This is a genomic window from Campylobacter sp. BCW_6877, from assembly GCF_001762445.1.
Taxonomy (GTDB): domain Bacteria; phylum Campylobacterota; class Campylobacteria; order Campylobacterales; family Campylobacteraceae; genus Campylobacter_D; species Campylobacter_D jejuni.
Map to the genome: position 1 here is coordinate 77,851 of NZ_MJWW01000059.1, position 25,281 is coordinate 103,131.

Consider the following 25,281-nt stretch of genomic DNA (forward strand, 5'->3'; position numbering starts at 1 on the left):
TTAAATTTATCATCAATCTATCTTTAAAACACTCAAAAAAGCTTCTTGAGGTAAATTTACCTTACCTATAGCTTTCATTCTTTTTTTACCTTCTTTTTGCTTTTCTAAAAGCTTTCTTTTTCTAGTAATATCCCCACCATAGCATTTTGCTGTCACATTTTTACCCATGGATTTAACAGTCTCCCTTGCGATGATTTTATTTCCAATACTTGCTTGAATGGCCACTTCAAAAAGCTGTCTAGGAACTATTTCCTTCATAGCGCTAACAAGCTCTCTTCCTTTACCTTGTGCTTTCTCATTAGGCACGATAATGCTTAGCGCATCAACATTTTCACCCGCCACTTTAATATCAAGTTTTACCAAATCCCCTACTCTAAATTCTATAGGTTCATAATCAAAACTCGCATAGCCTTTTGTTAAGGACTTTAATTTATCATAAAAATCCATCACAATCTCATTTAAAGGTACATCATATTCTAGCAAAACACGCTCAGGTGTGATATAGTCCATTTTAACCTGCACTCCTCTTTTGCGATTTAAAAGAGTGATTAAATTCCCTAAAAATTCACTTGGAGTAATGATAGTGGCTTTAACATAAGGCTCTTTTATATGATCGATTTTATTAACAGGAGGAAGCTCGCTAGGATTTTGAATTTTAACAAGTTCTCCATCGGTTTGATAAATTTCATAAGTCACAGTTGGAGCTGTAGCAATTAAATCAAGATTAAATTCTCTTTCAAGTCTTTCTTTGATCACTTCCATGTGTAAAAGTCCTAAAAACCCTACCCTAAAACCAAAGCCTAAAGCCAAAGAAGTTTCAGGCTCATAGGTAATAGAACTATCGTTAAGTTTTAGCTTATCTAAAGCATCTCTTAAATCTTCAAATTTATCCGTTTCTATAGGATAAAGTCCTGCAAAGACAAAAGCTTTAGCCTTTTCAAAACCGCCTATGGCTTCTTTAGCCTTGTTTTTTACTAAAGTAATAGTATCGCCTACTTGTACATCACCTACAGTTTTAAGCCCTAAAACCACCACGCCTACTTCACCTGATTGTAAAGATTGAGTTTTAATTGGGCTTAAAGGATGAGGATAAAAAAGATCTTGAACTATATGTTTTTTATCCGTACTCATGACTAAAACTTCATCATTTTTAGCAATACTTCCTTCATAAATCCTAACTAAAGCCAAAGCACCCAAATAATTATCAAACCAAGAATCATAAATTAAAGCCTTAGTAGGAGCTTCATCATCTGTTTTTGGTGCAGGGATTTTAGTAATAATTGTTTCTATAAGCTCTTTTATACCCACTCCTGTTTTTGCACTCACGCAAATGGCGTCTTTACAATCTATACCTATAATATGCTCGATTTCATGCTTGACTTTTTCAATATCAGCATTAGGCAAATCGATTTTATTAATCACAGGAATGATTTCAAGATTATTTTCAAGCGCTATATAAACATTAGCTATAGTCTGTGCTTCAACACCTTGAGAAGCATCTACTACAAGTAAAGCCCCTTCACAACTTGCCAAAGAACGACTCACTTCATAAGAAAAATCCACATGGCCAGGAGTATCAATAAGATTTAAAACAAAATTTTCGTTATTAAATTTATAATTTAAACGCACCGATTGTGCTTTTATAGTGATACCACGCTCTTTTTCTATATCCATAGTATCCATAACTTGTGAACTCATCTGCCTATCACTAATAGCACCACACTCGCTAATAATCCTATCTGCAAGAGTAGATTTTCCATGATCTATATGAGCTATAATAGAAAAATTTCTAATATTTTTTACCGACAAAATTTCATCCTAAATATAAAATTTTAAAGCTAGGATTTTAACAAAATTTATGTTTAAAACAAATAAATTTTATTTTATATAAAAAACTTCAATTGAAATTTATATAAAGCATACTAAAATATCAAATGTTTGAAAAATATTTAAAATCAGCTATGTTTTTAGCTCTTTATCCCTTAGCAATGTTAGCTTCTAATTTGCACGAATTTATAGCACTAAGTCAAAATAACGAATCCTATCTCATTAAACAAATGCAAAGCGAACAAGCAAATTTGGACAAAGAACAAGCTTTTAGAAATTACCTACCCTCTCTTGGTCTAAACTCAGCTTATGTAGCCAACAATAAAGATCGCTTCATTATCGATCCACAAGAAAGTTTATTTGCTAAAGTCTCTCTTAATTTTTTACTTTTTGATGGGGGTGCTAGAGAGGCCAATTTAAAAGCTTTAGAAAGCAGAGAAAAATTAAGCCTTTTAGACAAAGAACAAAATAAAAATTACCTTGCCCTAAATGCAATCACACTTTATTTTAACACCCTAAGTCTTGAAAAAATTTTACTAGCAAATCAACAAAAAGTAGCTTTTTTAAAATCAACTTTTGAAAGATTACAAAAATTTTACGACGCAGGACTTAGCCCTAAAGATGAACTTGAAAGCATTAAAGCTAAATACCATTTAAGCTTATTAGAGCTCAGTCAAAATGAATTAAAACTTGCCAATATACAAAAAGAGATTAAAATTTTAAGCGATACAGATTTTAAAGTGCAAGGGAATGCTTTTTTAGAAAATCCACAACAAGAAAAAAGTCAAAACTATGAAGTAATGATAGCTAAAGAACAAATCAATCTTGCTAAAGAAAGTGTAAATTTAGCAAAAGCTGAATATTTTCCAAAATTTTATATTCAAGATAATTTTAACTTTTATAAAAACAATTATAATCCAAAAGTTCCGACTCCTTTTGCAAATTTAGCGGATCAATTCTTAGAAAAATATTCTCAAGGTAATCAGTTTATTTTAGGCATGGAATGGAAAATTTTTGATTTCAATGCAAGGGCTAAAGAAGTTGAAAAAGAGCGTTTAAACGTTCAAATAGCCAATGCAAACGCAAGATTTAGTGAGAGAAAAAATAAAGAAGAATTAAATTATTTAGACAAAAGTTTAAAAGTTTTACAAGAACAAATTTTAGCTCTTAATCTTAGCTTAAATGCTGCAAATTTGGCTTTTGAAAGTGTAGATAAAAAATACCAAGCAGGACTTGTTTCTTATGTGGAATATCTTCAAGCTTTAGAGGCTAAATTTAAAGCACAAAGCGATTTAGAGCTTGCTAAAAATGAATTTGAAATTACTAAAGCAAATTATTATTTTAATGCAGGTATAGATCTTAATTCAAAGGTTAAAGAATGAAAAAAATTCTATTTTTACTTCTTGCTTTTAATTGCGCCTTTGGCGAAGAAATTTATGCAAGTTTCAATGTAGAAGCATCAAAACAAAGTAAACTTGCCCTTGAAAGCATAGGTTTAGTTCAAAAAATTCCTGTAGAAATTGGACAAAAAGTCAGCAAAGGAGAACTTTTACTTGCTCTTGATCAAGAAAGTGAAAAAATAGCTCTTCAAAATGCCCAAAATTCTTATCAACTTGCTCTTGTAGAATACGAAAATACCAAAAGCAAAATGCAAAAAATCAAAGCTGTAGAAAATGTTATAGACAAACAAAGCTATGAAGATATGAAAGCTAAGTTTGATGCAGCTAATTTAAATTTAAACAAAGCAAAAATCAATATAGCTTATTATAAAAATATCATGACAAAAAAAGAATTGCGCGCACCTTATGATGCTATTATCGCAAATAAATTTATACAAGTGGGTGAAGGAGTAGGAGGAGTAGCTCAACCTTTAATAGAAATTTTTTCCTATCCACAAAGCAAACTGATTTTAAGTTTTGATGAAAAATACAAAGATAAAGTTAAATTAGGCGATGATTTCTTTTACAAAATCGATCAAAATGGTACAGAATTGAAAGGAAAAATCAGCCTTATCTATCCAAGTATAGAAGTAAAAACAAGAAAAATTTATGCTGAAGTGCAAACCACAAATTTAACACCAGGGCTTTTTGGTGAAGGTAGAATTATCACTAAAGATTAAAAATGTTTAAACTAGCTATAAACCGACCAATTACTGTGCTAATGTTTTTCTTAGCTCTCATGATTTTTGGGCTAATCTCTGCTTTTAGCATGAGTGTGAATTTATTTCCTAATGTTTCCATACCTCTTATAAAGATTACAAGCAAGGTAAATGGAGATTTAAATTTCGTAGAATCAAAAATCACTAAAGAAATAGAAAATGCTCTAAGTGAGATTGATGGGGTAAAAACCATAACCTCAGCTGCGTATGATAATTTTAGTGTGAGTGTAGTGGAGTTTAAACTGGGTAAAAATCTTGAAGTAGCTGCTAATGATGTGCGTGATAAAATAGGAACTTTAAGCCTATCTTCTAAGCCTGAAATTGAAAAAATCGGTTCAGATTCTGGTTCTGCTATTTCGCTTTTTTTATATTCTAAAGATAAATTACAACTCATGCGTGAAATCAATGACAAAATAAAACCTTTTTTGCAAAGAGTTGAAGGAGTAGGTAAAATCGAGGCTAAGGGGTTTTTAGAACCCCAAATTCGCATAGAATTAAAACCAAATGAACTTAGAAAATACAATCTTAACGCCCTTGATGTAGCAAATATTATCAAAAGTCAAAATTTTAAACAAGCCCTTGGCGAACTTAATAACAATCAAGATAACTATATCATCAAAGGCTATTTTGAAGCCACAAATTTAGAAGAACTTAGCAATCTTCGCATAAAAACAGGGGTATTTTTAAGCGATATTGCTAATATTTCAAGCCTTTATGAAGATAAAAAACAAAGTGCTTTATACGAAGGTAAAGAAGGGGTGCTTTTAGAACTCGGAAAAATCACAAATTATAATACCCTTGAAATGATTAAAAATGTCAAAAATGCCTTGCCTATTTTAGAAAAACAAATTCCAAAAGATATAAGCATTAATGTGCTTTACGATAAAAGCTTAAATATCCACAAGCACCTTTCTCAAGTGATTTTTGATATGGTTTTGGGAATTTTTCTAACCCTTGTAATTGTATTTTTATTTTTAAGAAATTTAAGTGCAACTCTCATTGCTTGCATAGCTATACCTACTTCTATCATTTCAACTTTTTTTATTATCGATCTTTTAGGCTATGATTTAAACCGCTTAACTTTCATAGCTTTAACCTTAAGCATAGGAATTTTTATCGATGATGCTATAGTAGTGATTGAAAATATTGCTAAAAAACTAAAAACTTATCCGCCTTTACAAGCTGCTTTTTTAGGTATCAATGAAATAGGTTTTAGCGTTTTAAGCATCAGTATAGTTTTACTTTGTGTTTTTATCCCTATTTCTTATATGAACTCTATACCAGGGCTTTTTTTCAATGCCTTAGGCATAAGCGTTGCAAGTGGGATAGTGATAAGCTTTTTGGTTTCTGTATTTTTAATACCTAGTATTGGAGCAAGATTTTTAAATCCAAAAGAAAGTAAGTTTTATGAAAAAACAGAAGTTTTTTTTGAAAAAATAGAGCAAAAGTATGAAAATTTACTCTATAAAATTTTACAAAATAAAGCAAAATTTATCCTAGCCACTCTTGTTTTTGTAGGGCTTTCTTTTGCTTTAGCTACCCGTATAGGACTTGATTTTTTACCTATGGAAGATGATAGCGAAATTCAAGTTTTACTTGAAAGCAAAAAGGATTTAAGTTTAGAAGCCATGAAAGAAAAAAGTTTAAATTTGCTTGAAAAAATCAAAAATGATAGCAATGTCAAATACGCTTTTTTACTTGTAGGCTATGATGATGCCAAAGATGCTACAAAGGCTAAAATTTATGTTAAACTTAAAAATTTAGACGAAAGAAATTTAAGACAAAGTGCTATAGTAAGTTTATATCGTCAAAAATTTCAAGATGAAAGTTTAAAAATCAAAATTTTAGAACTTCCAAAGATAGAGGGTGCAGGCATTGATGATCCCGTGCAGTTTTTAATCTTAGGAGATGATTTAAACACTCTAAAAGAAGCTGCTTCTCGAGCAAAAGAAATTTTAGGCACTAATGCACGCATTGTAGATATAAGCGACAATGCTAATGCTACAAAAGATGAAGTAGCCTTACACATCAACAAAGAAAAAGCTAAACTTTTAGATGTCAATCCTGAATATATCGCTGGGGTTTTAGGGTATTCTTTTTCGCAACTTAGCGTAGGAAGTATGGATAGAGGCAATTCAAAAGATGATATTATCCTAAGTTTTGCTCCAGAATTTAAAAAAGACATAGAAGCTTTAAAACGCATTAGTATTAAAAACAACCAAGGTGTAAATTTAGAACTTTCAAGCGTGGTGGATTTTATATACAGTAAGGATTTAAAAACTATCAATCGTTACAATAAAAACCGCTCTGTGAAAATCACAGCTGGAGTAAATGATCTTTCCTTAGGAGCGGTGCAAAAACTTTTACTAGATAATATGGATAAAATTTTAAATAATAATGCAAGTCTTAGCTATGCTTTTTCAGGCTTTATCAATCTTTTAGGTGAAACCGTGCAAGGTTTTGCTATGGCAGTAGTACTTGCTTTTGTTTTAATTTATCTTGTTTTAGCTGCACTTTATGAAAGTTTTATTTTACCTTTAATCATCATGATAACCATGCCTTTAGCCTTTGGAGGAGCATCTATAGGGCTTTTTATCACAGGGCATAATTTTTCGCTTTTTGTACTTATTGCCATCATCTTACTTTTTGGTATGGTGGGGAAAAATGCTATTTTACTTGTGGATGTAGCCAATAAAAAATGCCATGAAGGTTTAGATCCCGATAAAGCTCTTTTAATCGCTGGAAAATCACGCTTAAGGGCTATATTGATGACAACTTTTGCTATGATTTTTGCCATGCTCCCACTCGCTCTTTCAAGGGGTGCGGGCTATGAAGCTAATTCTCCTATGGCAATAGCCATTATCTTTGGGCTTATAAGTTCGACCTTGCTTACCTTACTCGTAGTACCTGCACTTTTTAAATTTTGTTTTAAGCTAGATAGCAAATTAAGAAAAATTTATGAGAGAGAAAAATTAAATTAACCAAAATGATTAATTTAATTTTTTTAAGTATTATTCTTATAAAGTGCTTTTAAGTTATCATAGGCAATTTGTATTTTTTCAAACTGTTCTCTTGCGTAAGCTTTTTCTATTGCACTTTTTCCTTGATGAAAATCAGGATGATAAAGTTTTACCAAAATCAAATATTTTTGTCTGATTTCACTAAGATCATTTTGCGGAGTACATTCTAAAGTATTAAAATAATTACTAAAAAGCTTAGCTAAAGCATTAAATTTCCATTTCATATTTTCTTTATTGTGAATATTTTGGCGAAATTTTTTATACTCTTCTCGGTCAACTTCAAAATTCACGCAATATTTTAAATGCTCACTCTCATCCGCAAAAGCTTCAAAAAGTTCAAGGGTATTCTCGTTTTTATATTCTAAAATTAGAATATTTGTCATTTCATTGTATTCTATATTATGATCTTGAAAATAATTTTTTATATAAGTAACAAATAATTTTTCATTAGAGCTTAACTTCATCAAAATTCTACCCGCAGCAAAATCAATCTTGATAAACAACATAGGCTTAAGCATATTATTTTGCTCAAAATTTAATCTAAAAGTTTTAAAATGAGCATCTTGTAAATTCTCTATACCTTCATTTGTACTTTTGCGATATTTTTGATCTAAAACTTTTAAGAAATAACGACGCTGTGGAATTTCATTTTCTTCAAAAAAAGAAAAAATTTTATTTTTTCGTCCTATGACCTTTGTGAAATTTTTGGTAATCAAGTCTTTAAAATACTGAAATACGCTAATATCATCTGTATTAACATTGATAGTTTCTAAAGTTTGCACGATTTGCATCTATTTCTCCCATAAAACCTCATTTTCAAAAAGCTCTTTAGTGCCTTTTAAAATTTCATTGGGTGTATAATCGGCTTTATAAGATAAAGATTGACACTTTTTTACAAAATACCCAAGATAAATATAATCTAAGTTCATTTTTTTAGCTATTTGTATTTCATTGAGCAAAGAAAATTTGCCCAAAGAAAAATACGAAAAATCAGGATCATAAAAACAATAAATGCTTGAAATTCCATCCTCTAAAATATCAATCAAATCAACACAAACGAGCTTATCTTCTATATAAAATGCAAGCTCATATCCAAAATTCATAAAACCATCGACATAAAGATTATAATACTGCTTAAAGCTTAAATCATAACGCTTCCAGTTCTTTTTTTCTTCCATAAAACGATGGTATTTATCATATAAAAACAAATGTTCATTGCTTAAATTGGGTGTTCTAAGCATAACTTTGGTGTTAATATTTTTATTTATAACCCTTCTTTCACTTTTTGAAAAATTATATTCATTAACTAAAATTCTAAGACTTAAACATTCATCACAATCTTTACAAATAGGGCGCGAAAAATACCTACCAAAACGACGCCAACCTCGTTTTATTAGCCCATTATTGATTTCTTTAGGGCAATTTTCAATGTATTTATACTCTATTCTTGAGTGTTTATCTTTTAAGTAAGGACACTGATCTTCAAGAGTACAAAAACCAATCTCAAGCATTAAATTTTCTTAATATCTGCATCTTTGATAAATTCGGAAAATTCATCCTGTAGTTTTTCTTGCTTTAAGAAAATTTCTTGCATTTCCTTATCTATGTTTGTTTCTTGATTTTTTTCGCGAATATCTTTAGCTAGTTTTTCTAAATTTTTTACACTTGCACCACTCTTGCTTGATTTCTTCGCTAATTTTGGAGTATTGGCGTTAGCTTGCATTTCTTTTTTAATACTTTTAAGACTGTCTAAAAAATCCATCTATTATTCTCTACTTTCTCGTATTTTTTTAAGCGTAGCAGCTATTGCAGCTATAACTTCTTCTTTATTTTCTTGATGACGATCTTCTGTTTTTTCTAATAATTCTTGCATATGTGTTTCTATGAAAGAGGTGTCTAAATACCCTCTTCTAAATTCTCTTGTTTTTGTAATAGCAATTAAAAATGGTATTGTTGTTCTAATATCATCAATCACAAATTCCTTCAAAGCACGCTCAAGTTTATTAACCGCTAAATCATAACTTGTTGCTTTAATAATAAGCTTTGCAAGCATGGAATCATAATAAGGCGGCACAGTATAGTCTTTATAAATATGACTATCAACCCTAACAGATGGTCCAAGAGCTGGGTAGTATTCTCCTATTTTTCCAGGACTTGGAATAAAATTTTTCCATACATTTTCAGCAGTAATTCTAGCTTCAATAGCAAAACCCCTAGGTTTAATATCGCTTTGTTCTATGTCCAAAATTTCTCCTGCTGCAATACGAATTTGTCTTACAATAAGGTCAATACCTGTAATTTCTTCAGTAATTGGATGTTCAACTTGAATTCTTGTATTCATTTCCATAAAATAAAAGCGATTATAATCATCAAGCAAAAACTCTATAGTTCCAGCATTTGTATAACCTACAGCCTTAGCAGCTGCCACAGCTGTAACACCCATGGTTTTTCTAAGATTATCTGAAATTCCAGGGCAAGGTGCTATCTCAATTACCTTTTGATGTCTTCTTTGGATAGAACAATCCCTTTCACAAAGATGGATAATATTTCCGTAGTTATCTCCTAAAATTTGAAATTCTATATGCCTAGGATTAACTACATATTTTTCCATAAATACTTCATCATTATTAAAGTATGTTAAAGCTTCTCTTTTGCAAGATTCAAAAGCATTTTCAAGATCTTGTTCTTTATGAACAACGCGAATTCCGCGTCCACCTCCACCACCTGAAGCTTTTAAAATAACAGGATAACCAATCTTCTCAGCAAAAATTTTAATTTCTTCCATGCTATAGGAATTTAATTTTTCAGTCCCTGGAACAATAGGTATGCCATTTTTAGCCATTAACTTACGAGCGATATTTTTATTTCCCATCTTATGGATTACTTCAGATTTTGGACCTATAAAAATAATTCCAGCATCTTCACAAGCCTTAGCAAATTCGTAATTCTCACTTAAAAATCCATAACCAGGATGGATCGCATCAGCACCACAAGCCTTAGCAATCTCGACAATGCGAGCAACATCTAAATATCCTCTTATAGCATCCGTTCCTATGCGATAAGCCTCATCTGCGATTTTTACATGCAAACATTCACGATCAGGCTCTGTAAAAACTGCAACACTTTTAATATGCAAATCTCTACAAGCGCGGATTACTCTAACAGCTATTTCAGCTCTATTTGCTATGAGAATTTTATGGATTTGATTCATAATTTGCCTTTTTTGTTATATTTTTATTGTAAATTTTAGCAAATTTTCCTTACAAAAACTTAGCAAAAAATTTAATTTATTTTAGTTATAATAAAACTTTTTAAAATTTTAATTCCAATAAAGAAAAGTTATAATTATAATGGTTGCTGATAAAAGATTATTTTATTTAAGTTGTATTTTAATCACCATAGGAATAGTATTTTCATACTCTCTTACAGCTTTTACTGTTCTTTTTCTTGACTATAGCGAGTTTCATTTTTTTATTCGTCAGCTTTTTTTTGGAATTAGTGGCATACTTATAATGTTTTTTATTTCTCGATTGGATCCTGATAAAGCACTTTCTAAAAAAATTATTTTAGCTATTTTGATTATTTCTTTTATCTTTATCATCATTTTACCATTTTTACCTTCTGTATTAGCAACAGCTAGCGGAGGAGCTAAACGCTGGATACGCTTAGGCCCACTCTCTATCTCTCCTGTGGAATTTTTTAAAATAGGATTGATTTATTTTTTAGCATGGAGCTATACAAGGCGTATTGATGATAGTAAAAAAGCTATCAGACACGAGGCTTTAATTCTTCTACCTTATTGCATCTTAGCTTCTATAGTTATAGGATATATTTATATCACTCAAAACGATTTAGGACAAAGCGTAATTTCTTTCTTTTTGATTCTAGCTTTAGCTTTTTTTGCAGGAGCTAGTAAAAGGCTTTTTGCTTTTGGAACTTTAATCATTATGATGATAGGTATAATGGTAATTTTTAGCAACCAAAGAAGAATTCAAAGAATCGCTTCTTGGTGGGGGAATATACAAGATGCTTTTTTACCTATGCTTCCTGATTGGCTGGCAAATGCTTTAAGGGTAAGTAGCAACAGCGAACCTTATCAGATTTCGCACTCTTTAAATGCTATAGCCCATGGAGGAATGTTTGGTGAAGGCCTAGGACTTGGAACTTTTAAATTAGGCTTTTTAAGTGAAGTGCATACTGACTTTGTTCTTTCAGGAATTACTGAAGAAATAGGACTCTTAGGTCTTGGAGTTATTTGCTATATTTATCTTTGGATGATTTTAAGAATTTTTAGAATTGCAGGAAGATGCGAAGCTAAACAAGATTTTATTTTTTGTTCAGGCATAGCCTTACTTTTACTTTTTTCCTTTTTTATGAATGCTTTTGGTATTATTTCTCTTACTCCACTAAAAGGTGTAGCAGTTCCACTTTTAAGCTATGGAGGAAGTTCAATGTGGGCAATTTGCATAGGCATAGGATATGTATTAATGATTTCAAAAAAGGTTAAATTATGACAATAGCTTTAACAGGTGGCGGAACTGGTGGGCACTTAGCCATAGTGCGTTGCTTATTAGAAAGTGCGATTAAAAAAAATATAGAATGTGTATACATAGGCAGTCAAAATGGTCAAGATAAAGCTTGGTTTGAAAATGAAGTACGCTTTAAGGAAAAATTTTTTTTAAGCTCTAAAGGAGTGGTTAATCAAAGCAAATTTGGCAAAATCAGTTCTTTACTCCACACCTTAAAACTCTCCAAAGATTGTAGAGAAATTTTTAAAAAATACCACATCCAAGCCGTTTTTAGTGTAGGTGGATATAGTGCAGCTCCTGCATCTTTTGCGGCTTTATTCTCACATTTGCCTCTTTTTATACATGAGCAAAATTCAAAAAGTGGCTCTTTAAATATGCTTTTAAAACCTTTCGCTACGAAATTTTTTAGCGCCTTTGAAAAAGAATTCAGCCCTTATCCTGTAGCAAATAAATTTTTTGATAATGCTAGGATTCGCAAAGAATTAAAAAATATTATTTTCCTAGGAGGATCACAAGGAGCTAGTTTTATAAACGAATTAGCTTTAAATCTCGCCCCAAAGCTTCAAGAGCAAAACATCAAAATCATCCATCAATGCGGAAAAAATGATTTTGAAAAGTGTAAAAAACATTATCAAAGCTTAAATATCCAAGCTGATATTTTTGATTTTAGTTCAAATTTGGAAGAAAAAATGAAAAATGCGGATTTAGCTATATCAAGAGCAGGTGCAAGCACCCTTTTTGAACTTTGTGCTAATACTTTGCCCACTATTTTTATACCTTATCCTTATGCAGCTAAAAATCATCAATACTTTAATGCTAAATTTTTACAGGATCAAGCTTTATGTCAAATTTTCACGCAAGTTTCGATCAATCTTGATGATTTTTTCAAAGCAATGTTAAAACTCAACTTAGAAGATATTTCTACAAGATTGCAAAATATAACACAAAAAAATGGTGGGGATATTTTACTAGAAAAAGCACTATCTGATAACTTGGCTTTTATACGATAAATATCCAAAGATATTTACCAAAATCCCTACAAAAATCAACATCAAAATAGCAAGTGAAAAATTTTCAAATTTGTCATGCAAAAAACCTATAATCCATTGTCCTTGTGCTGCGATTAAATACCCAAAACCTTGAGCTAAAGCAGAAAGTCTCGCTGCTATTTGAGCATTAGAGCTTTTTTGTGCAATAAAAAGCAACGCAATGCCAAAAACTCCACCCCATGGAAAACCCATGATGAAAGCACTGATGATAATAGAAATTTTGCTATCAAAAATAAAGAGCATACCAAAAGCGATCACATACATACTGCACAAACTAGCTATGTAAAAAGTATGTAAATTTTGCCTTAATTTTCCTAAAAGTAAAGGGCCAAAAAGAGACACTGGAGCTGCAACAAGTTGAGCAAATAAAACCATACTTGTAGAAAATTCTTTATCAAATCCTTTTTCTACAACAATTTGAACATACCAAAAAAACAAAGAATAAGCTAAAAAACTTTGAAATCCCATAAAAAGAGTAATTTTCCAAGTTGTTAAATTTGTAAAAAGATTGATTTTTTTATAAGCTTTTTTCTTAATGCGAAAAAATCTACCATTTTTAGCTTGAGGATAGTAAACTACTAAAGCTACAAAAGAAAAAATAGCCCAGAAAAACATAGCTCCAGCTAAATCAAATACACTAAGCAAAGGTATAGCTAAAGCAATACCCATAATCGAAGAAATACTCAAAACAAGACTATAAATTCCCATTATACTTGCTATTTTTTTTGGAAATTTTTCTTTAATAAAACTAGGAAGTAAAACATTTGCAATTGCTATACCACAGCCCATTGCTAACATTCCTAAAAATAAGCCATATACACCAAAATAAGAACGAATAATTTCGCCTAAAAAAATTAAAAAAATTCCAAAAACAATAGCACGAATAGGAGAAAAATACCCCACAATAAAAGAAATACTTCCAAAAGCTATCAAAGGAAGACTTGTAAGTATGCCCGCTACGGTTGAGTTTAAATAATACTTATCTTTAATAATATCAATAATAGGCCCCACTGCAGTAATTGGGGCTCTAAGATTAAAAGCTACAATAATAACAATAATAACATTAATCCAAAATATCTTTTTAAAAGAAGCCATAAAAGCCTTATTTGTTAAGTTCTACTTTGAATATTTTACCTTCTGCCATCTTAGGAATCCATAAAATATTACCTTCAATAAATATATCTGCAGGACCTTTCATCAAAGGAAATTCAAGTTTTACAGATTTAACATTATCTAAATTATAAATATATCCATTTAGATTATTTCCCCAAGAACTTACCAATAAACCATCTTTATAAGGAACTATTCCATCATAAGATTCTTTTTCATTTTTAATTATACTGAGTTCTTTTGTATTTAAATCATAAGCCATTACAACACCGCCACTTACACCATCAGGATGATAACCAGCTATAAAAAGCTTATGTTTTTTTCTATCTAGATATAACCCATTTGGACCGCCAAATTTTACTAAATCAAGTTTTAATAATTCATCATATTGCTTAGTTTTTAAATCAACCTTTAAAATAAGCCCTGTGCCAGTATCGCTAACCAAAAGCGTATTGTCGTCTAATTTTTCTATGTCATTTAAAAAGATTGCACCTTTAATAGGTAAATTAAAAATTTCTTTTTTAGTTTTAAGATCAAAACCGCGTAAAACATCGATATCTACCACATAAAGAGTTTTTCCAATCTCCATCATGCCTTTTGGTGCATTAAGATGGGTTAAAAATTTATATTCTAGCACTTTGCCATTTTTATCAAGCTTAGAAATAAATCCATCATTATCTTTCGCCAAAGGTTCAAGTTTTTCTCCTACATTAGATACATAAACATAGTTTTTATCTACAAAAATACTTTCAGGGCTTTTAAAACCATCAAATTCTTGATATTTTAATTCACTTGCACCAAGCAAACTTCCAAGAAGCGCTAAACTTAAAACATATTTTTTCATATTTTCTCCTTTATTTAAAAATATTTTCATTAAATTATATTTATTTAGATAAAAAAATGTGCTAGTTTTTTGATAAAAAATACAAGTTTTTTGTTTTTTGATATTGCTTAGGAGTTTGCTCATATTTCTCTTTAAATCTTTCAATAAACCAAGCTACCGAAGAAAAAGTGCACTCATTAGCTATTTCATTGATATTTTTTTTAGAAAATTTAAGTAAAATCTTTGCTTTTTGCAACCTTTTTTCATCTAACCATTTTTTAGGACTTTGTCCAAAACATTTCTTAAATTCTTTAGAAAAAGTTGCTAAATCTAATTTCGCAAAATTAGACATTTCATTTACGCTTAAAAATTCTCTACCACAATACTCAAAAAGTTGGGAAAGATCAAGGCGAAATTCTTTTAAAATTCCTGATAAAAAACTAATAAAATAAATATTCTTATTTAAAAGCAAATGTAAAAAAATCTCTTCAAATTTCAAACTCACTATAGGATCTAAAATTTGCGTATTTTCTTCAAAATGCGGTGAAAAACTTTCCAAAATTCCTTGCAAAATCTTATCATTTTTTACCCAAAAAATTTCATAGTTTTGAAACTTTTGATCTAGTTTAAAAAAATCTTTATACTTATAAATAAGTTCAATTAAAAATGCATTGTCAAAAAAAATAAATAAGCTTCATAAACTCCTTTACTAAGTCCTACATTACTTAAAGTATAGCTCCCAGCTTTTAAAAACAAAGTTTCATAAGAGTTAATCTTATAATCTTTTGATGCAGTATGTAAAATTTTATATCCTTTGCGAACAAAAGTTAAAAGATGACTTCCTACATTAACAAAAGTAGAATGCGAAGTATCCGTTTGTGTATATTTAGCAAAAGTGCAAGATTTAATTTTTTTATAATTGACACCTTTTAATTGCTTTAAATCTTCTGGTAAAGAAAGAATTTTATTCATCGTAATTTTTGCCTACATTCTAAAAGATACTTTTTAAGATCTTTTTCTTTCATTAAAATTTCACGCATACAAACGCCTGCTATATTTATATCTTTAAAATTTTCTATATTTTGAGCATTGATACCGCCTATAGCATAAAGTGGAATTTGACTAAATTCAAGTAAGGATTTTAAAAAATCAAGCCCTTTAGGTTCTAAACCCGCCTTGCAAGAACTTTCAAAAATATGCCCTACAAAAGCATAATTTACCTTATAACTCATCGCCTCTAAAAGCTCTTCTTTGCTATGGACTGAAGTACCAAGTATATGAAAATATTTTATTAATTTAGGCTCTTTTCTTAGCAAAGAAAGCGGTGCGTGAAAATAACGATGTCCCAATTTTAAACAAACCTTATCAAAAGAATGCAAAAAACAAGTCACTTTTTGCTTTGTGCAAATGCTTAAAACTTCTTTTGCTAAGTCATAATACTCAAATTCGCTTAAATCTTTTTCTCTTAAAACTATAGCATCTACCTTGGCCTTAGCAAGTTTTTCAATCTGCTTTAAGAAGTCTATTTGCACACATTTTCTATCACTTATAGCGATGATTTTTTTATCCCACATAAATGCTATCACTCATCACAGCTTGCAAATTGGATCTTTTAAGCATGGCTAAAATTTCATCTACACTCCTATCATCTGAAATTTCAAACTGCTCATCGCCCTTTTTCTCGCCCTTATGCTCACCTATACCCACACTCACTCCTGCACTCATTTTAGTAGCACCAAGCTTGATAACCTCATCTCTAAAACCTATTCTTTCACGACTTGAAATGGTAATACCCGCAAAAGGTAAAAAAAGTCTATAAGCACAAAGTACTTGCAAAAGGCGTTTTTCACTCACATCTTTAGGATGGATTTTGGCATTATTGATAATAGGTCTTAAACGAGGCACTGAAATAGAAATTTCAGCATGCGGATAAGCTTGTTGTAAAAAATGCGCATGAAGTGCCGTAGCAAGAGCGTCTTTTCTAAAATCATCTATACCCAAAAGTGCCGCAAAAGCCACTCCACGCATACCCGCTTTTAAAGCTCTTTCTTGAGCATTAAAGCGATAAGGAAAAATGCGTTTTTCGCCACCTAAATGAATTTTAGAATATTTTAAAGGATTGTAAGTTTCTTGAAAAACAGTCACATAATCACAACCCTTTTCATGTAAAATTTTATATTCATCTTCATTCATAGGATAAATTTCAACGCCTACAACCTTAAAATACTCTCTAGCTATTTTACAAGCATTTGCTATATATTCTACACTTGCAAACTCCCTACCCTCACCTGTTAGCATTAAAATTTCTTCTAAACCACTTTTAGCAATAGCTTGCATTTCTTCGTGAATTTCAGCTTCACTTAGCTTAGCTCTTGCGATTTTATTTCCTTTTTGAAAACCACAATAAACACATTTAGAATTACAATAATTTGACAAATAAAGCGGAGTAAAAAGAGAGATAGAATTTCCAAAATATTTTTGCTTGACTTTGGCGGATTTAAAGGCTAATTCTTCTATGAAATCTTCTGCTGTACTTGAAAGCAAGGCTTTTAAATGCTCTATACTTAAATGCGCTTGATTTAAAGCATTTTTAACATCCTTGGCGCTAAATTGACTCTCATCATAGCTTTGAACTTGAGTTAAAACCTTGTTTAAAATTTCGCTTTTTATTTCCTGCATGTGAGGTAAATGCTGCATATAATCTTGCATGATTAATCCCTTAAAAAGCCTGTTAATGGAGAACTTGCTTTAGCCTCGCTCACACTTGCCAAACCCGCCAAAAAAGCCGCTCTTCCTGCATTTACCGCCAAAGAAAAAGCTCTAGCCATCAAGGCTATATCTTTAGCTTCAGCTATGGCTGTATTTACCATCACCGCACTTACTCCCATTTGCATAGCTTCACAAGCTTGCGCAGGACTTCCAATACCCGCATCTACAATAATAGGCAAATCAATTTCATTAAGCAAAATTTGTATAAATTCCTTAGCACATAAGCCTTTATTGCTCCCAATAGGTGCTGCCAAAGGCATGATAGCCGCAGCTCCTGCATCACGCATAGCTCTAGCTGCGTAAAGATCAGCATGCATGTAAGGTAAAGGCGTAAAGCCCTCTTTAGCTAAAAGCTCGCAAGCTTTAATCGTTTCATAATTATCAGGCAACAAATACCTACTATCACTTATCACTTCTATCTTGATAAGTTCTCCGCAACCAAGCTCTCTTGAAAGCCTTGCAATACGTAAGGCTTCATCGGCGTTTCTTGCGCCTGAAGTGTTGGGTAAAAGTGTGATATTTTTAGGGATATAATCAAGTATATTAGCAATTTCCCCTGTATTTGCACGGCGTAAGGCTAGAGTGATAATCTGCGCTTTAGCTTCTTCTATGGCTGATTTTATAAGCTCTAGCGAATATTTTCCAGAACCTAAAATAAATCTTGAATCAAACTCGTATTTGCCTATTTTTAATTTATCATTTTTTAAATTTTCTTGCATTTTTACTCCTTATTTGCTAAAAGCTCTAAAACAAGGTTACTTTGATGTCCTGCGCAAATATTTACCCTTGGCGCCATAAGTCCATTTCCTAGCTTAGCACCATTTACCAAATCCCCACATACATAGAAATTTTTAGCAATTTTTCTTGTTTGTATGCTGTTGCTATCGCCATAACCCGCAAGTCCTGAAGCACAGATTAAAATACTATCTTTGTAAAATCTATGAAAATTTTGTGCTATCATCGCTTTTGCGATAGCACTATCAAAGGCTTCACAAACTATATCTATATCTTTAAACAAAGACTTTAAATTATCCTCATCGATTTTTAAAGTGCAAATTTCAACGCTAATATAAGGGTTAATCTCGCTAATTTGCTCTTTTAAAGCTTCGGTTTTAAATTTACCCAAATCACTCACACGATAAGCTTGACGATTCAAATTACTAGGCTCAATCACATCAAAATCAATCAGCTTTAAAAACCCCACACCGCTTCTTGCTAAATTTATCGCTATATGCGATCCAAGTCCGCCCAAACCACAAACTGCCACACGCCCATTTTTAAGCTTGTCGTGAAGCTTTGGAGTGTGTCTTGCTCTCATCATAGCATCTAACGCATCTTTTGGAGGTAAAGTATTTCTTTCTATACAAAAAAGCTCATCATCTTCATTTAAAGCAATATTCTCTTTTGTTGCAAAACCATTGATAATCCAAACATCATTTTCATTTTTGCTGATATTATCAAAAAATTCCAAACTTGTTTTAAAGTCTGTATCAAGTTCTTTACCATTGAATTTCACTCTCATCATCCACCTCCTACAAAGCTTACGATTTCAGCTTTATCGTTTTCTTTTAAAATCAAATTTTCAAACTCACTTTTTGGTACGATTTCTCCATTTAATTCTAAAGCGATAAGTTCGATTTTAAAACCTTTTTCTTTAATAAAATCCATAAATTTAAGCTCTTTTAACTCAAGCTTTTGTCCATTGATAATCATTTTAAACCTTTAAAAATTTTCTATCAAGTCTTTAAAAACAAGACAAAGTTTTTCAAATTCTTCTATACTTACTCTTTCATCAATAGCATGAATTCTATCATTACAAACCCCAAATTCCACTACTTTTACACCATATTTTGCAAAATACCTTGCATCACTTGTACCGCCTTTAGTATTAAGCTCTGGCACTTCATGAGTGATTTTTTGAACGCTTTCATTCATTTTTTGAACGATTTTATTGTCGATATTTGTCAAAAAAGCTTCGCTTGATTGTTTTAGCTCTAACTCATAGTTTAAACCATGACAAATTTTTTCTACATAGCTTTTTACATCTTCTAAGCTTGTATCAGGGGAATTGCGTACATTAAACATAAGTTTTAAATCATTTGGCGTTATATTACATACCCCCATACCTCCGCGAATATCGGTAATAACAATTTTTGAAGGACTAAATTCAGCACTTCCAGGATCAAGATCAAAACCCGCTAAAAGCTTTAAAACCGGTGCAAAATCATGCACAGGATTGATACATTTTTCAGGATAAGCAACATGCCCTTGTTTTCCGCGGATTAAAAGCTTTCCATTAATAGAACCACGACGCCCTATTTTAATGCTATCGCCGATTTTTTTAACACAGGTTGGCTCAGCAACCACGGCATAATCAGGTAGTATATCTCTTTCTTGCATCCATTCTAAAACAGCCTTAGTTCCATATATAGCTTCGCCTTCTTCATCACTTGTTAAAATAAGACTCAGCCTAGCTCCTTTAAAATCCGCATTCTTTGTCGCATCTACAAAGGCTGCTACTCCGCTTTTCATATCTTGAGCACCTCTTGCATAGATAAAGCCTTCTTTTTCTATAGGCACGAAAGCATCGCTACTCCAACCCTCGCCTGCAGGCACCACATCTACATGCCCACCAAAAGCTAAATGCTCGCCTTCATCTTTAAATTTTTTAGTGAGTAAAAGGTTTTTAATGCCTTCTTTTTCTATAAAAAAAGCTTCAAAATCACTCAGTTCCATAGCGATGAAATTTAAAGCTCCATCATCATTTGGCGTAACAGATTTAAATTTTAAAAGTTCGATTAAAAATTCTTTTGCATTCATTTTTTATCCTAAGAAAGTTTTATATAATAAATTAAGAGCAAAATACTCTATAATTATAGCTGAAATTATATTGATTATAAAAACAACTTTTGCACTAAAAATATGACTATATCTTGCCACCACAAAGGCTAAAGCACTTACCCAAAAAAGTATAGCCACAACAAGCCCTAAAGTCATCAAATAAGCATGATCACTATTTAAAACCACACTTGCAGCACTAAGCCAAAATCCTATCACAAAAGGATTTGAACCATTTAAAAAAGCTCCTTTAATATAACTTTTCAAAAGACTTTCTTTAAATTCTTTATGCTCTAAATTTAAGCTTTCTTTCTTTTTTCTTAGCATCAAGTACGCCATATAAGTTAAAAAACAAAAACCAAAAATCGCCAAAGAACGCATAAAAATAACATTGTCTAAAAAATTTAAAAGCCCAAATTGAAGCAAAAAAAGATAAAGCATATCTATACTAAATGCTCCAAGTCCTACAGCTATGGAATTTTTAAAAGCTTTTAGTGCATAAGTTAAAATCAAAATATTTACAGGTCCAAAAGGCACACTCACTCCAAAGCCCAAAAAAACTCCACTTAAAAAAGAATCAAACATTACCATCTTTCATAAAATTTTCTATATCAAGTGCGATTTTATCAATAGCGCTTATAATATCTTCTATGTAGATTTTATCAAAATACCGCTCTAAATTCGCATCTTTTTCGTAGATATTTAAAATACTTTTTTCACACATTGAAGCATAACGCCCTACAGGCAAAACCGCCCCACTTGTGCCTATGCTGATAAAAAGCGAAGTTTGATTTAACAAAGAATAAAGCGTAGCATAAGCAGGAGCTTGCTCTTCAAACATGACTATATTGTGTCTTAAATCCTTGCTTTTGCATTTTGGGCATTGTTTATCTGTGATTATTTCATAGCCTATATTAAAAATTTCTTCGCATTTTAAGCAGCGAAGTTCAGGCAAAAAGCCATGCAAATGAATCACATCTTTACACCCTGCACGCTCTAGCAAATCATCTACATTTTGCGTGATGACAAAAAGATTTTTACCCCATTTTTCTTTTAATTGTGCGATTTTTTCATGAGCATAATTTGGCTTTACATTTTGAAGTTGCGCCCTTCTTGCATCGTAAAAATCAAGTACTTTTTTAGGATTTTTTCTAAAACCTGTTGCAGAGCAAACCTCCATCACATCGTATTCTTCCCAAAGTCCATCATTGTCTCTAAAAGTTTTAAGCCCACTTGGAGCAGACAAACCCGCTCCGCTTAATATCATTATATTTTTCATAATTTTACCACCTTAGCACCAAAACCACCTTGATTGATCGGTGCATCATTAAAGCCTTTGACACTTTTGTGAGTTTTTAAAAACTCTCTTACCGCAAAGGCAAGCTTTCCTGTGCCAATACCATGATAGATCAAAACCTCATCAAATCCCGCTATCAAAGCATCTGAAATAAATTTATCAAGCCTTGAAATAGCCTCATCACTCCTAAGTCCATGCAAATCCAAAGTTACGCTTAGATTGCTTGGTTTACTTACGCTTATACTTGTTTTTGCTACTTTTTTTGGCATTGCACCACTTTTTTTAAGCAGTTTTAAAGGCACGCGAAGTTTGATCTCATCGCTTTCAACCATAGCATCGTTTTTAGAAATGCTTATGATTTTACCCTTAATTTTTTCATATTTTACAAAATCTCCCACACGCAATTCTTCATTTTGTTCCATACTTGGCAAAATGATTTCTTTTTTAAGCTCATTGGCTTTATTAAGGCTTCTTTGCTTGTCTTTTGTGTCTTTAAGCTGTATGGTTTTTTTAGCTTCTTCTATGGCTTTGTGAAATTTAAATTCTAAATTTCTCAAACTCGTACGAAATTCTTGTTCATTTTTTTCTTTTTGCTCTTTTAAGGAAAGTAAAATTTCATCGACTTTTTGCTCTTTTTTCTCGACATTTTCAAGCTTAGCTTTTAATTCTAATTCAAGATTGATATTTTTACCCACAAGCTCTTCTAAATTTTCTTTATCCTCGCCATAAAGCTTTTTAGCCTCGCTAACTAAATTCGGCGGAATCTGATAACGCAAAGCGGTTTCAAAGGCATAAGATTTTCCTATAGTACCTTTTAAAAACTCATATTTTGGGCGTGAAAGCTCTTCATCATATAAAGCAGCGATGAGTTCAACTTGCTCATTCTTTGCTAAAAGCATGGCAAGGCGTTTGTGGTGCGTGGTGATGATGATTTTAAGATTATTAGCTATGAGTTTTGAAATTAACACACTATACAAACAAGCCGCTTCTTCAAAATCTGTTCCAAGCTCTATTTCATCGATACCTAAAAGCAAATTTTTCTTAGAAAAAAGCCTGGAAAAGTGCAACATTCTTCCTGCAAAAGTTGAAATGTCGTTTTTAACATTTTGCGGATCTTCTATGATGGCATCAAATTCTTTAAAAGTGCCGATTTTACTTTCACTTGCTTTTATATGCATAGGCAAAAGATGTTTAGCTAAAAATGCTGCGCTTAGCATGGATTTTAAAAGCATGGATTTTCCACCTGCATTTACCCCTGTGATGATTAAAACTTGTTTTTTAAATTCCAAACTCACGCTTTTTGGATTTTTTAAGGCAGGATGAGCGAAATTTTTAAGCACTAAATCCGTACTTTGATCACACAAAACAAATTCAAAATCCCTTTTTTTAGCAAGCAAAACCCTAGCACTATAATGATCAAAAAGATCAAAGGCTGTATTGATAAATTTTAAAAAAGGTAGGTTTTTTGCTAAAAAAGCTGAGAAATTTTTAGCGTATTCATAATAAATTTCTTCTTTTTGATTTTTGATTTTTTCTATATCATTTTGCAAATTTTCAACACTTAAAGGCACGATATAAAAGCCGCCACTACTACTCCTGCCTATGATTTTTGCTTTAATAGCATGATTAAACCCACCTCTTACAAGCAAGGCTTCAAGATTGTTTATAAGATGGATTTGTGTATCGATAAGATAAGGCATCAAAGCTTTTGTGTAGCAAAATTTCTTAAACTCAGCTATTATGCTTTCATTTTTTAATCTTAGAGCGGCATTAAGATTTACAAGTCTTTCATCTAAACTTTCTTTTAATTCTCCTTTCTCATCGAAATTCAAACAAAGCTCCAAAGCCCCGCTAACAAATTCTATCTTTTGCAACCAAGAGTCTAAATTTGTTCCTAATTTTATTTTTTTTAGCTTTTCAAAATAACGAAAAATTTTTACAAATTCAAAAATTTCATCTAAATGCAAAATTCCTTGCTTACTTAAATGCACTAAGGCTTTATCAAGATTGCCAAGCTCTGGCATAGCAGGAAATTCCACCTCGCAAAGCTCATGTATGCGTTTAAAATGAAGATTAGAATCTCCTTGCAAAAAAATCTCCTTATCTCTTGCAAAAAGGCCTTTAAATTCTTCTAAATAGCCGTTTAAATCAAGCTTTGAGATCAATTCTTCTTTTGCATCATTCATCATTTAACCTGCAATCTTTAATATCTATGATTAAAGAATTAAAACTTTGATTATTATCTTTTGAAATAAAACTTCCTGTACCAAATTCATAATTAAAATACGCCTTAGAAACATTGATATCTTTACATAAAATATTTTTATTTTGATTAAAAGCTACGATAATATCTGTTCTTAAACGACTTTTTTGCGTATTTTCAAATTCAAAAAATACCGCTAAAATGATAAAAATCACAAGCAAAATACAAAAAAAAGGTTTGGTTTTTTTGCCTAATTTTTCACGCAAAGCAAAAGTGATTAAGGCTAAAATTAAGATAATTAAAAGATATAAAAAAAACCTACTCATTTTTTTGCCTTAATTTATTGCTAATATCTCCCGCACCAAAACCTATAATAAGCCCTTCTTCAAAAACCTGCCCCTTAGAAGCTACCAAAAATTTACCCTCTCTTTTAATATCTTCTACAAACAAAGCCTTAGGAAAAACCGCCTTTAAATCAAGTTCTATAGACTCTTCTCCTGCGGCATAAACAGGTAAAATTACAAGCTCATCAACACCTTCAAAAGCCTTTGCAAATTCCTTTAAATTTGCGGCCAAACGCGTGTAGCGGTGAGGTTCAAAAATGGCTGTGATTTTTTTATATCCACCTAATTTTGCGTATTCTTGTGCTGCACTTAAAGTCGCTTTTATTTCGGTAGGATGATGACCATAATCGTCAATTAAAACCAAATTTTCATCAGCATGTAAAATATCAAAACGCTTTTTAATACCTTGATAATTTTTAAGCCTGGTTCTTATCGTTTCTATATCTAAGAAATTTAAAGCCGCCAAAATCGCCAAAGACGCATCAAGGGCTAAATGATATCCCATACCAAAAACCTTAAATTCACCTAAATCTTTCAACTCAAAACTTGTAAAAGGTTTGAAATTTTCTATACACATGGTGCAGTTTTTGATATCTTTGCTCGGATAAAGCTTGATTGACTCATTTTTATAATTTTTCAAAAACTCATCTTCAGCATTAATCACACGAATTTTAGCCGTATCTAAAAACTCCACATAAGCATGATGGAGTTTTGAAACTTCATTGCCATAATGATCTAAATGCTCTGCTTCTGCATTGGTAACTATAGCCAAATAAGGATTTGAATTTAAAAAAGAACTATCGCTCTCATCAGCTTCAAAAACAAGGTTTTGGCTTTCTTTATAAATCATATTTGAACCAAATTCTTTTAAAATCGCTCCGATAATCACAGAAGCATCATCGAGCAAAGAAGCTAAAATGCTTGAAGTTGTGCTTTTTCCATGTGCTCCTGCAACTGCAAAAACACACTTATCTTCTAAAATAAGAGGCAAGGCCTCCTTGCGTGAAAGACATTTAATGCCTAATTCTTTAGCGTGTTTAAATTCAGGATTTTCTTCTTTAATTGCAGCAGAGTAAATAACTAAATCTTTGTTTAAAATATTGTCTTTATGATGAGGGATGCTGACCTTAACCCCTTCTTTTTCAAGTTCTTTAGTAATTTTACTTTCCTTAAGATCACTCCCACTAATCTTAAAGCCTTTTTCTTTTAAAAATCTTGCTAAAGCGGAAATTCCTATACCACCTATGCCGATAAAATGGATATTTTGCATCATTTAAACCTTTATACTTTAAAGGCTAAATTTTAGCACTTTTT

General features: G+C 31.5%; 24 protein-coding genes and 1 pseudogene. 5 read left to right on the plus strand and 20 right to left on the minus strand.

Going from position 1 to position 25,281, the window contains the following annotated elements; all coding sequences use genetic code 11:
• Window positions 1-12: 12 nt before the first annotated feature.
• Window positions 13-1,809, minus strand: a complete 1,797-nt coding sequence (lepA, locus tag AJ936_RS07660; RefSeq protein ID WP_002880740.1) for a translation elongation factor 4 — start codon at window positions 1,807-1,809, stop codon at window positions 13-15.
• A gap of 125 nt (window positions 1,810-1,934) precedes the next feature.
• On the opposite strand from lepA, the gene cmeD reads away from it, so the two are divergent.
• The 3 genes from cmeD to cmeF are packed head-to-tail and all read left to right on the plus strand — an operon-like array spanning window position 1,935 to window position 6,966.
• Window positions 1,935-3,209, plus strand: a complete 1,275-nt coding sequence (gene cmeD, locus AJ936_RS07665) for a multidrug efflux RND transporter outer membrane subunit CmeD (protein WP_070274270.1) — start codon at window positions 1,935-1,937, stop codon at window positions 3,207-3,209.
• Window positions 3,206-3,946 (plus strand): multidrug efflux RND transporter periplasmic adaptor subunit CmeE, encoded by a 741-nt coding sequence (cmeE, locus tag AJ936_RS07670; RefSeq protein ID WP_070210233.1) that lies wholly within the window; start codon window positions 3,206-3,208, stop codon window positions 3,944-3,946. Before cmeD ends, cmeE begins: the two co-directional genes overlap by 4 nt.
• Before the next feature lie 2 nt (window positions 3,947-3,948).
• Window positions 3,949-6,966: a multidrug efflux RND transporter permease subunit CmeF gene (gene cmeF / locus AJ936_RS07675; protein ID WP_070274271.1), complete on the plus strand. Its 3,018-nt coding sequence runs from the start codon at window positions 3,949-3,951 to the stop codon at window positions 6,964-6,966.
• 23 nt (window positions 6,967-6,989) lie between these two features.
• On the opposite strand, the gene AJ936_RS07680 is transcribed toward cmeF, so the two are convergent.
• From AJ936_RS07680 to AJ936_RS07695, 4 genes are read right to left on the minus strand one after another with little or no spacing between them, the layout of a single operon-like run.
• Window positions 6,990-7,796, minus strand: coding sequence for an adenylosuccinate lyase (locus AJ936_RS07680; protein WP_070274273.1), 807 nt, complete (start codon window positions 7,794-7,796; stop codon window positions 6,990-6,992).
• The gene (locus tag AJ936_RS07685) at window positions 7,797-8,516 is read right to left on the minus strand and encodes an arginyltransferase (protein WP_070274275.1); all 720 of its coding nucleotides are present in this window, start codon (window positions 8,514-8,516) and stop codon (window positions 7,797-7,799) included. It abuts the gene before it with no gap.
• The gene (locus AJ936_RS07690; protein WP_070274277.1) at window positions 8,516-8,767 is read right to left on the minus strand and encodes a hypothetical protein; all 252 of its coding nucleotides are present in this window, start codon (window positions 8,765-8,767) and stop codon (window positions 8,516-8,518) included. The genes AJ936_RS07685 and AJ936_RS07690 overlap by 1 nt, the downstream gene beginning before the upstream one ends.
• Window positions 8,768-8,770: 3 nt before the next feature.
• Window positions 8,771-10,216, minus strand: coding sequence for an acetyl-CoA carboxylase subunit A (locus AJ936_RS07695; RefSeq protein WP_044780236.1), 1,446 nt, complete (start codon window positions 10,214-10,216; stop codon window positions 8,771-8,773).
• A gap of 139 nt (window positions 10,217-10,355) precedes the next feature.
• Between AJ936_RS07695 and ftsW the strand changes: the two genes are divergently transcribed.
• Entirely contained in the window at window positions 10,356-11,519 is a 1,164-nt protein-coding gene (ftsW, locus tag AJ936_RS07700; protein ID WP_002866069.1) for a putative lipid II flippase FtsW, read from the plus strand.
• Window positions 11,516-12,544, plus strand: a complete 1,029-nt coding sequence (gene murG, locus AJ936_RS07705) for an undecaprenyldiphospho-muramoylpentapeptide beta-N-acetylglucosaminyltransferase (protein WP_070274278.1) — start codon at window positions 11,516-11,518, stop codon at window positions 12,542-12,544. The genes ftsW and murG overlap by 4 nt, the downstream gene beginning before the upstream one ends.
• Here the strand turns inward: murG and AJ936_RS07710 are convergent.
• From AJ936_RS07710 to murC, 15 genes and pseudogenes are all read right to left on the minus strand, one after another.
• Window positions 12,515-13,678 (minus strand): MFS transporter, encoded by a 1,164-nt coding sequence (locus AJ936_RS07710; RefSeq protein WP_070274280.1) that lies wholly within the window; start codon window positions 13,676-13,678, stop codon window positions 12,515-12,517. The two genes, murG and AJ936_RS07710, sit on opposite strands and share 30 nt — an antisense overlap.
• 7 nt (window positions 13,679-13,685) lie before the next feature.
• Window positions 13,686-14,537, minus strand: a complete 852-nt coding sequence (locus AJ936_RS07715; protein ID WP_002861770.1) for an ATP-binding protein — start codon at window positions 14,535-14,537, stop codon at window positions 13,686-13,688.
• 61 nt (window positions 14,538-14,598) lie between these two features.
• Complete coding sequence (locus tag AJ936_RS10780) at window positions 14,599-14,868, minus strand: helix-turn-helix domain-containing protein (protein ID WP_407918714.1); 270 nt, start codon at window positions 14,866-14,868, stop codon at window positions 14,599-14,601.
• Window positions 14,869-15,018: 150 nt separating this feature from the next.
• Window positions 15,019-15,488 (minus strand): annotated as a pseudogene (locus tag AJ936_RS10785) (AraC family transcriptional regulator); the annotation flags it as partial.
• Window positions 15,485-16,090 (minus strand): thiamine phosphate synthase, encoded by a 606-nt coding sequence (locus AJ936_RS07725; RefSeq protein ID WP_070274428.1) that lies wholly within the window; start codon window positions 16,088-16,090, stop codon window positions 15,485-15,487. The gene AJ936_RS07725 and the pseudogene AJ936_RS10785, both read right to left, overlap by 4 nt.
• The gene (gene thiH / locus AJ936_RS07730) at window positions 16,080-17,225 is read right to left on the minus strand and encodes a 2-iminoacetate synthase ThiH (RefSeq protein ID WP_070274282.1); all 1,146 of its coding nucleotides are present in this window, start codon (window positions 17,223-17,225) and stop codon (window positions 16,080-16,082) included. The genes AJ936_RS07725 and thiH overlap by 11 nt, the downstream gene beginning before the upstream one ends.
• Before the next feature lie 2 nt (window positions 17,226-17,227).
• A complete protein-coding gene (locus AJ936_RS07735) occupies window positions 17,228-18,004 on the minus strand; it encodes a thiazole synthase (protein ID WP_057100806.1) in 777 nt (258 codons plus the stop codon).
• A gap of 2 nt (window positions 18,005-18,006) precedes the next feature.
• Window positions 18,007-18,810: a thiamine biosynthesis protein ThiF gene (gene thiF / locus AJ936_RS07740; RefSeq protein WP_079396818.1), complete on the minus strand. Its 804-nt coding sequence runs from the start codon at window positions 18,808-18,810 to the stop codon at window positions 18,007-18,009.
• Window positions 18,807-18,998: a sulfur carrier protein ThiS gene (thiS, locus tag AJ936_RS07745; protein WP_002858367.1), complete on the minus strand. Its 192-nt coding sequence runs from the start codon at window positions 18,996-18,998 to the stop codon at window positions 18,807-18,809. The genes thiF and thiS overlap by 4 nt, the downstream gene beginning before the upstream one ends.
• A 9-nt stretch (window positions 18,999-19,007) precedes the next feature.
• Complete coding sequence (dapE, locus tag AJ936_RS07750) at window positions 19,008-20,105, minus strand: succinyl-diaminopimelate desuccinylase (RefSeq protein ID WP_070274284.1); 1,098 nt, start codon at window positions 20,103-20,105, stop codon at window positions 19,008-19,010.
• A 3-nt stretch (window positions 20,106-20,108) separates the two neighbouring features.
• Entirely contained in the window at window positions 20,109-20,708 is a 600-nt protein-coding gene (locus AJ936_RS07755) for a LysE family translocator (protein WP_002870568.1), read from the minus strand.
• The gene (locus AJ936_RS07760; RefSeq protein ID WP_070274286.1) at window positions 20,701-21,402 is read right to left on the minus strand and encodes an NAD-dependent deacetylase; all 702 of its coding nucleotides are present in this window, start codon (window positions 21,400-21,402) and stop codon (window positions 20,701-20,703) included. The genes AJ936_RS07755 and AJ936_RS07760 overlap by 8 nt, the downstream gene beginning before the upstream one ends.
• Complete coding sequence (locus AJ936_RS07765; RefSeq protein ID WP_079264234.1) at window positions 21,399-23,609, minus strand: endonuclease MutS2; 2,211 nt, start codon at window positions 23,607-23,609, stop codon at window positions 21,399-21,401. The genes AJ936_RS07760 and AJ936_RS07765 overlap by 4 nt, the downstream gene beginning before the upstream one ends.
• Window positions 23,599-23,949, minus strand: a complete 351-nt coding sequence (locus AJ936_RS07770) for a hypothetical protein (RefSeq protein ID WP_002870565.1) — start codon at window positions 23,947-23,949, stop codon at window positions 23,599-23,601. The genes AJ936_RS07765 and AJ936_RS07770 overlap by 11 nt, the downstream gene beginning before the upstream one ends.
• Complete coding sequence (gene murC, locus AJ936_RS07775) at window positions 23,942-25,240, minus strand: UDP-N-acetylmuramate--L-alanine ligase (RefSeq protein ID WP_074486932.1); 1,299 nt, start codon at window positions 25,238-25,240, stop codon at window positions 23,942-23,944. The genes AJ936_RS07770 and murC overlap by 8 nt, the downstream gene beginning before the upstream one ends.
• Window positions 25,241-25,281: the final 41 nt, after the last annotated feature.